The 7,363-nt window shown below is 70.4% G+C and carries 6 protein-coding genes and 2 pseudogenes; 4 read left to right on the forward strand and 4 right to left on the reverse strand.

All coding sequences use genetic code 11. From position 1 onward, the window contains the following. Nucleotides 1–185: 185 nt before the first annotated feature. Nucleotides 186–1,982 carry a gamma-glutamyltransferase gene (ggt, locus tag ABZW18_RS33860; RefSeq protein ID WP_356195158.1) on the reverse strand — a complete coding sequence of 599 codons (1,797 nt, stop codon included), beginning with the start codon at nt 1,980–1,982 and terminating at the stop codon, nt 186–188. A gap of 227 nt (nt 1,983–2,209) precedes the next feature. On the opposite strand from ggt, the gene ABZW18_RS33865 reads away from it, so the two are divergent. From ABZW18_RS33865 to ABZW18_RS33875, 3 genes are all read left to right on the forward strand, one after another. After that, nucleotides 2,210–2,959 (forward strand): hypothetical protein, encoded by a 750-nt coding sequence (locus tag ABZW18_RS33865; protein ID WP_356195146.1) that lies wholly within the window; start codon nt 2,210–2,212, stop codon nt 2,957–2,959. A 62-nt stretch (nt 2,960–3,021) separates the two neighbouring features. Then, nucleotides 3,022–3,669 carry a nucleoside/nucleotide kinase family protein gene (locus ABZW18_RS33870; RefSeq protein WP_356195148.1) on the forward strand — a complete coding sequence of 216 codons (648 nt, stop codon included), beginning with the start codon at nt 3,022–3,024 and terminating at the stop codon, nt 3,667–3,669. Between the two features lie 130 nt (nt 3,670–3,799). After that, nucleotides 3,800–5,449, forward strand: a complete 1,650-nt coding sequence (locus tag ABZW18_RS33875) for an alpha/beta fold hydrolase (protein WP_356195150.1) — start codon at nt 3,800–3,802, stop codon at nt 5,447–5,449. Between the two features lie 193 nt (nt 5,450–5,642). On the opposite strand, the pseudogene ABZW18_RS33880 reads toward ABZW18_RS33875, so the two are convergent. After that, a pseudogene (locus ABZW18_RS33880) lies at nt 5,643–5,729 on the reverse strand (amino acid ABC transporter ATP-binding protein); the annotation flags it as partial. A gap of 113 nt (nt 5,730–5,842) precedes the next feature. Then, a complete protein-coding gene (locus ABZW18_RS33885; protein ID WP_356195152.1) occupies nt 5,843–6,283 on the reverse strand; it encodes a DUF6278 family protein in 441 nt (146 codons plus the stop codon). 164 nt (nt 6,284–6,447) lie between these two features. Here ABZW18_RS33885 and ABZW18_RS33890 point away from each other — a divergent pair, with 164 nt between their 5' ends. Beyond that, nucleotides 6,448–7,128 (forward strand): DUF5701 family protein, encoded by a 681-nt coding sequence (locus ABZW18_RS33890; RefSeq protein ID WP_356195155.1) that lies wholly within the window; start codon nt 6,448–6,450, stop codon nt 7,126–7,128. 10 nt (nt 7,129–7,138) lie between these two features. Here ABZW18_RS33890 and ABZW18_RS33895 read toward each other — a convergent pair. Next, nucleotides 7,139–7,273, reverse strand: a pseudogene (locus ABZW18_RS33895) (IS5/IS1182 family transposase); the annotation flags it as partial. Nucleotides 7,274–7,363: the final 90 nt, after the last annotated feature.

Here is a 7,363-nt window from a genome sequence, read left to right on the forward strand (position 1 = left end):
CCGGGTGGGGGAAGACCATGGGGGTGAGGGCGTTGTGCGCCACGGCCCGGCAAGACCTGGGCCGCGGCACCCGGCCCAGCAGCACCAGGCCCACCCTCCCGCTTACCGACGCCCATACGGCCGCACAACCATCGCCAAGCCGCCCCCTCGCCGTAACCCGGCAGCACCAGGCCCGACCCTCCGGCTTACGGGCGCCCGTGCGGCCGTACGACCATCGCCGAGCCGCCCCCTCGCCGTACCTTCTCCGCCGCCGCCAGCCACCGGCCGTCCGGCAGCCGCTGGATGCCCGTCGCCGCGCCGATTTCCGGGTTTCGCTTGAAGCCGTGGCCGAGCGCTTCGAGTTCGGCGCGCAGCGGGCTGTTCCACAGGCCCGGTTCCAGCTCCGTCGTGGCCGCGTTGCGCTGGCTGGCGCGCGGCGCCGCAATCGCGTCGACCAGCGGGAGACCGCGGTCCAGATGACCCGTCATGGTCTGCAGCACCGTGGTGATGATCGTGGCCCCGCCCGGGGAGCCGAGGGCCAGCGTCGGCCTCCCCTTGTCGAGGACGATCGTCGGGGACATGGACGAGCGCGGCCGCTTGCCCGGACCGGGCAGGTTCGGGTCGTGCACGTCCGGGTTCGCGGGGGCGAAGGAGAAGTCGGTCAGCTCGTTGTTGAGCAGGAACCCACGCCCCGGCACCGTGATCCCGCTGCCGCCGGTCTGCTCGATGGTGAGGGTGTACGCGACGACGTTGCCCCACTTGTCGGCGGCCGTCAGATGCGTGGTGTTCGGGCCCTCGTACGTCGTCGGCGCCGCCTTGCCGCCGCTGTCGCAGCCGCCGCCCGGCCGCCGCGGGTCACCCGGCGCGACGGGGCTGGTGAGCACCGCGTCGTCCTTGATCAGGCAGCCCCGCGAGTCCGCGAACCGCTGCGAGAGCAGCCCCTTCGTCGGTACGTCCTCGGCGGCCGGGTCCCCGACCCAGCGCCCCCGGTCCGCGAAGGCGATCCGGCTCGCCTCGATGTAGCGGTGCAGATAGGCCTTGTCGCTCAGCTTCGAGACATCGCTGTTCTCCAGGATGTTCAGCGCCTCGGCCACCGTGGTCCCGCCGGAGGAGGAAGGCGCCATGCCGTAGACGTCGAGCCCGCGGTACGAGGTGCGGGTCGGGGCCTGCCGCTTCGTCGCGTAGGCCCGCAGGTCGGCGGCCTTCAGGTCACCGGGCCGGACCACGCGCTCGGCATCCGGGGCCACCGGGGGCTTGCGGACCGTACGGACGATGTCCCGGCCCAGCTGCCCCTCGTACACGGCGTCGGAGCCCTGCTTCCGCAGCTGGGCGTAGGTCCGCGCGAGGTCGGGGTTCTTGAAGGTCGAGCCGACCACGGGCAGCTGCCCGCCCGGCAGGAACAGCTCGGCGGAGGCCGGGAAGTCCCGGAACCGCGCCTCGTTGTCCGCGGTCTGCTGCCGGAAGGTCCGGTCGACCGTGAAGCCGTCGCGGGCGAGCCGCTCCGCGGGCCTCAGCACCTGGCCGAGTGACTTGCTGCCCCAGGCGTTCAGCGCCGCGTCCCAGGTGGCGGGAGTGCCGGGGGTGCCGACGCCCAGCCCGCTGGTGACCGCCTGGTCGAACGGCACCGGCTTGCCGTTCTCCAGGAAGAGGTCCTTGCCCGCGCTGAGCGGCGCGGTCTCGCGGCCGTCGATCGTTTTGACCTTGCGCTGCTCGGCGTCGTAGTACACCAGGTAGCCCCCGCCGCCGACACCGGCCGAGTACGGCTCGGTGACACCGAGCGCGGCTGCGGTCGCCACCGCCGCGTCCACCGCGTTCCCGCCGCGCTTGAGCACCGCGATCCCGGCCGCTGAGGCGTCCGGGTCCACGCTGGAGACGGCACCGCCGTAGCCGGCCGCGACCGGCGTCTTCGTCGGCGTCCTCGCGGGCGTCTCGGCGGCCGTGTTGGCAGGCGTAGGGGCTGCGCCGCTCCCGCCCGACGGTGTCGCCGGCGTGGCCGCGGCCATCGACACCACCGCCGTGGTGACGGCAAGCAGCGACAGATTGCGTACGGCGAGACGGCCAGGGCGGCCGGAGCGAACTGAACGGACAGGACGAACGGGGCGAGCGGGACTACGCGGCATCCAAACCTCCACTGGGCAACCTGCACGGCAGCCTAACTTCGCCACACGGACCACGTCAGCAACGTCACCGGCTCGAGCACCGATATCCGCCACCGCTACGATCCCCGGCCATGAGCGAAGACGTGCGCAACATCGTCCTCGGAGTGATCGCCACCGGAGTCGCCGCGGCGATCGGCTGGTTCGCCCGTACGTATCTGTGGCGACGCGGGCTCCTCCGCAAGCAGCGCTTCCTCGGGCTGCCCGCCAACTCCGAGTGCCTGCTCGTGGTCAACCGCCACGTGGGCGGTGGCGACTGGAGCGTCGCCCGGCGCGATGTGTTCGCGCTGCTCGAGCTCTCCGCACTCATCAAGGACTGCGGCGCGCATGCGCAGGTCATAGCCCACGACTCGGCCCAGCAGGGCTTCGGTGAGCGCACCGAGTTCTGCATCGGGGGTCCCAAGTCGAACCAGCGGATGGCGGCCCATCTGCAGTCTCTGCTGCCCGGGATCAGGGTCAACATGGACGACGAGCCGGGACCCGACCGCGGCGCCTTCCAGGTGGGCAGCGAGCGCTACCGGATGCAGCAGGGGACGGTCGAGCACGTCCTGCTGGCCCGGCTGACGGCCGGACAGGACGCCCGGCCGGTCTTCCTCGCCTGCGGTCAGCACTCCAACGCCAACCACGCCGCCGCCCGTTACCTCGCCCGCCACCACGCCAAGCTGACCCGCAAGCACGGCAACAACTCCTTCTGCCTGCTGCTGAAGGTGGTCAACTCGCAGGCGTACGGGCCCGATGTCGTCGAGCTGGTCGCCGATGTCACCCGCGCGGCCACCGCCCCGGCACCGGCGGCGCCCCGGAACTCCCACCGCGCCGGCACATGAGTGGCAGGGCCGAGGCCCGCACATGAGCGGCAGACCGTGAACGAGAGGGCCATGAACCGGCCATGAATCCCGAGCAACTCCTGGACCGGGCCCGGCGCCTGGCCGCCACCGGGGGCCGCCGCCTCCTCGGCATCGCCGGGCCGCCCGGCGCCGGCAAGAGCACCCTGGCCGAGTATCTCGTCGAGGAGCTCGCCGGTGACGCCGTGCTGGTCCCGATGGACGGCTTCCACCTCGCCGACGCCGAGCTGCGCCGTCTCGGCCGCACCGACCGCAAAGGCGCCCCCGACACCTTCGACGCCGCGGGCTACACCGCGCTGCTCTCCCGGCTGCGGCACCCCGAACCGGACACCGTCGTCTACGCCCCGGCCTTCGACCGAGGCCTGGAACAGCCGGTCGCCGGCAGCATCCCGGTGGCGCCCGACGTCCCGCTGGTGGTGACCGAGGGCAACTATCTCCTTCTCGACGCGGCACCGTGGACACGGGTGCGCGCCCTGCTCGACGAGGCCTGGTACGTCGAGCTCGACAGCGAGGAGCGGGTACGCCGGCTCATCGAGCGCCACGAGGAGTTCGGCAAACCGCGCCCGCATGCCGAGCGTTTCGTCCACGAGTCGGATGAAGCCAACGCCCGTCTGGTGGAGGCCTGTCGGGGCCGCGCCGACCTCGTCGTCACCTTCGAGCAGGGCACCGCTCCGGGGTCCGCAGCTCCCTGACATCGGCGTCAACAATCGTTACTCACGCGTAACTTGCCGCGCTATTACCCTCGGTAAAGCCTTGCGGTTACCTTCGGGTCACTTAGCACGTGCTGACGATACTGTCAGCACCGATATCAGGAGCCGACCCATGGGAACCCCCCGCAAGGCCTTGCGCACCTCCGCAGTCGGCGCGGTCTCGGCAGCCGTACTCGCCGGCACCTCGCTCGGTCTGGCCCCCGCCGCCCAGGCCGCCCCGGCCGCCCCGGCCGCCCCGGCCGCCCCGGCCGCCCCGCCACAGGCTCCTGCACAGCAGCAGTCCGCACTGACAGGGACCCCGGATGTCAGATTCGTGGACATCGCGGGCGACGGCGGTACGGTCCTCAAGGCCAATGTGGTCACCCCGGCCGGAGCCGACAGCAAACACCGCCATCCCGTCATCGTGCTGCCCACCAGCTGGGGCCTCCCGCAGATCGAGTACCTGGCCCAGGCGAAGAAGCTCGCCGAGTCCGGCTACGTGGTGGTGAGTTACAACGTCCGGGGCTTCTGGCAGTCCGGCGGCTTCATCGAGGTGGGCGGTCCTCCGGACGTCGCCGACGTCTCCAAGGTCATCGACTGGACCCTGGCCAACACCCCGTCGGATCCCCAGCGGATCGGCATGGCCGGTATGTCGTACGGCGCCGGCATCTGTCTGCTCGCGGCCGGCTTCGACAAACGCATCAAGGCCGTGGTCTCGATGAGCGGGTGGGCGAGCCTCACCAACTCCATCTACAGCGGCCGCACCCAGCATCTCCAGGCGAGCGCGCTTCTCTCCGGTATCGGCCATGCCACCGGCCGGCCCAGCCCCGAATTCCAGCGTGTGACCAAGGACTTCCTCGGCTCCGACCTCGACAAGGAGGACGAGTTCGTCGCCTGGGGGGACAAGCGGTCCCCCGCCACGTACATCGACAAAATCAACGCCAACGGCGCGGCGATCATGCTGGGCAACGCGTGGGGCGACACGATCTTCCCGCCCAACCAGTACGCGGACTTCTACGAGAAGCTGACCGGCCCCAAGCGTCTGGAGTTCCGGCCCGGGGACCACGCCACCGCCGAGGGCACCGGGCTGCTGGGCCTGCCGAACGACACCTGGTCAGGCGCCCAGCGCTGGTTCGACCACTACCTCAAGGGCGAGGACAACGGCGTCGAGCGCGAACGCCCCGTCCAGCTCAAGTCCCGCTCCACCGACGCCTACGAGGGCTACCCCAGCTGGAAGGCCGTACCGTCGGCGACCCGCCGCATCCCCCTCGACGGCTCCAAGAAGATCTTCGCGAACATCGACTCCGGCGCGAACGGCGGCCTCGTCATCCTGTCGAGCGTTCTCGACCAGTTCTTCAGGCTCCCGCCGATCGCCTCGGTCCCGCTGCTCCCCCGCTCCTTCGCCGCCGTCTGGCAGTCCGAGAAGTACGGCACCGAGCAGCGCATCCGCGGCACCGCCAAACTGCACACCACGGTCACCAGCACCGATGAGAGCGGCACCGGCATCGCCTACCTCTACGATGTGGGCCCGCTCGGCATCGGCAAGCTGGTCACCAACGCGCCCTTCACCTTCCACGACCGGCCCGCGGGCCGGCCCTTCGGCGTCGACCTGGAGCTGTTCTCGACGGCGTACGACGTCCCGGCCGGGCACCGGCTCGCGCTGGTCGTCGACACCGTCGACCCGCTCTACATCGAGCACAACCCGAACTGGGCGAGGCTCACCTTCTCCTCCCCCGCCGAGGACCCCTCGTATCTCGATGTGCCGCTGCGCGAGGGAAACTGACCGACCGGCTACGGCGGTCTGCTGCCGGATTGAAGCCGAGGGCGGCGGACGTCATCTTGCAGTGCGGACGTCATCTTGCAGTGCGGGCGGTGTGTGCAGTGCGGGCAGTGTGTGCAGTGTGTGCAGTGCGTGCGGCGGCGGTGAGTGGGCGGCGGTGCGCACGGCGGTTGCGCATCAGGTCCCCGCTCCCCGCTCAGTGCTTGAGGATCTTGGACGGGAAGTCCTTGGCACGGTCGCTCACCGGCGTGGTGCAGAACACCTCGGCGGTGCGGTCCTCCACGTCCGGCCGTCCGCCATGAAGGCGATGGGGCACTTCATGGTCGACACGCACCGATACGGCAATAGCCGTACTTACAGGTCGGAGCAGGTGAAGCCGTGGATGGCGGGCGGCACTCAGCCCTCGGAAGCCTCCGCGTAGACCTGGGACAGCTCGGGCGCCCCGCTGACCGCCCAGTCGATTCCCGCCTCCACCACATTGATCTCCCGGCCGGAGGGAAGCTTCACCACCGGCTGACCGTTCGGCCACACCTGCCAGGCGGCCCCCGACACCGTACGGACGATCACCGTCCCCAGATACAGACCCGCGTCATTGCCGAGCCAGGGCAGTTCCTCGGGGTCGTCGCGCCAGCGCGGCAGCAGCTGGTCGAGTGCCTCCAAGGACCGTGCGGAGTCATCGAGTTCGAGCCCGACCGCAGCGGCCCGGCTGCGCAGCAGTTCGCACTCGGAGAGGAGCTCGGCCACCCCTTCGGGGTCGTTCTCGGACGTGCCCATCACGGCGACGCCCCGCGCAGCGCCGTGTCGCTTGCGCCAGTTGTCCAAGAAAGGGATGTTCATACCGTTCAGGGTCGCACCCGGAACCCCGTCCGCACCACAGGGCGCGCTAGGGGCCTGTACGGAGTCGTGATCACGGGAAGGGGCGGAGGCAGCAGCGGCAGGAATGTTCCGGCGGGTCGCCTCGTTCAATCTGGGCCCGTCCACGTCGCTATCCCTGGAGCATCGTGCCCGAAACCATGCCCGTCACCTCCACCGCTGTCCCGGTACTCCCGGCCTTGAGTGTGCAGGCCGAGCGTCTGATCGAGCTGGGGGTGCACGAGATCGCCGGGCTGCCCGCCGCCGAGCTGCGTGCCTTCGCCAAGGTCGCCGAGGTTCCTGCGGCCGGCGATGCCGCCCTGCTCGCTGTTCGCCCCGACCAAGCCCCTGCCTCCGCCCTGGCGCCGCTGCTCCGCCGTGACGGCAAGCCGGGCTTCGTCGTCACCGACATGCCCGACGTCGACCACTTCGCCCCGCTCGAAACGGTCGCGCTGCCCGACGCCCCCCTCTACCTCGTAACCGACCTCGATCGTGGCGACCACATGGCCAACTGGAGCCCGGAGGAGGCGCTGCCCGCCCTCACCAAGGAGGACCGCACCCCGCTGCTGCTCACCGAGGGCATCCACTGGGTGCTCCAGCAGCCGGCGATCCTGGAGCGCAACCGCTGCTTCATGACCATCGGTTCCCGGCTGCGCAAGGCGAACGGCGCCCTGGACGCCCGTACCCCGGCGATCTGGATCAGCAACGGCACGGGGCGGGACGGCCGCGAGCGGCGCAATGCCCCGAAGGTCGGCTGGTGCTGGTGGGGCAACCGCCACACCTGGCTTGGCTTCGCCTCCACAACGGGCCGCCGGGTCCAGGACCTGTAAGGAGTCGTGATCAGGCGGGGTGGATGCTGCGGAGCCAGATGATCGAGCCGCGCAGCTGAAGCCCCGCCAGGTAGCTGTCCGGTGTCTTGTCGTAGCGGGTGGCCAGGCCACGCCACGCCTTGATTTTGTCGATGGCTCGCTCGATGAGCAAGCCGCAGTGCTGTCATACGTGCGGTTCGACGTCATCGTCTTGGTTTCCTTCCTCGCTTCGGATTATCGTCGCCTGCTGGTGGTC

The sequence above is a fragment of the Streptomyces sp. NPDC004647 genome, from assembly GCF_040609575.1.
Classification (GTDB): Bacteria; Actinomycetota; Actinomycetes; order Streptomycetales; family Streptomycetaceae; genus Streptomyces.

Coding starts and splice junctions, on each gene's coding strand:
- ggt (WP_356195158.1), bottom strand. CDS start 1,982: ATGGCCGCGGCCACGCCGGCGACACCGTCGGGCGGGAGCGGCGCAGCC.
- ABZW18_RS33865 (WP_356195146.1), top strand. CDS start 2,210: ATGAGCGAAGACGTGCGCAACATCGTCCTCGGAGTGATCGCCACCGGA.
- ABZW18_RS33870 (WP_356195148.1), top strand. CDS start 3,022: ATGAATCCCGAGCAACTCCTGGACCGGGCCCGGCGCCTGGCCGCCACC.
- ABZW18_RS33875 (WP_356195150.1), top strand. CDS start 3,800: ATGGGAACCCCCCGCAAGGCCTTGCGCACCTCCGCAGTCGGCGCGGTC.
- ABZW18_RS33885 (WP_356195152.1), bottom strand. CDS start 6,283: ATGAACATCCCTTTCTTGGACAACTGGCGCAAGCGACACGGCGCTGCG.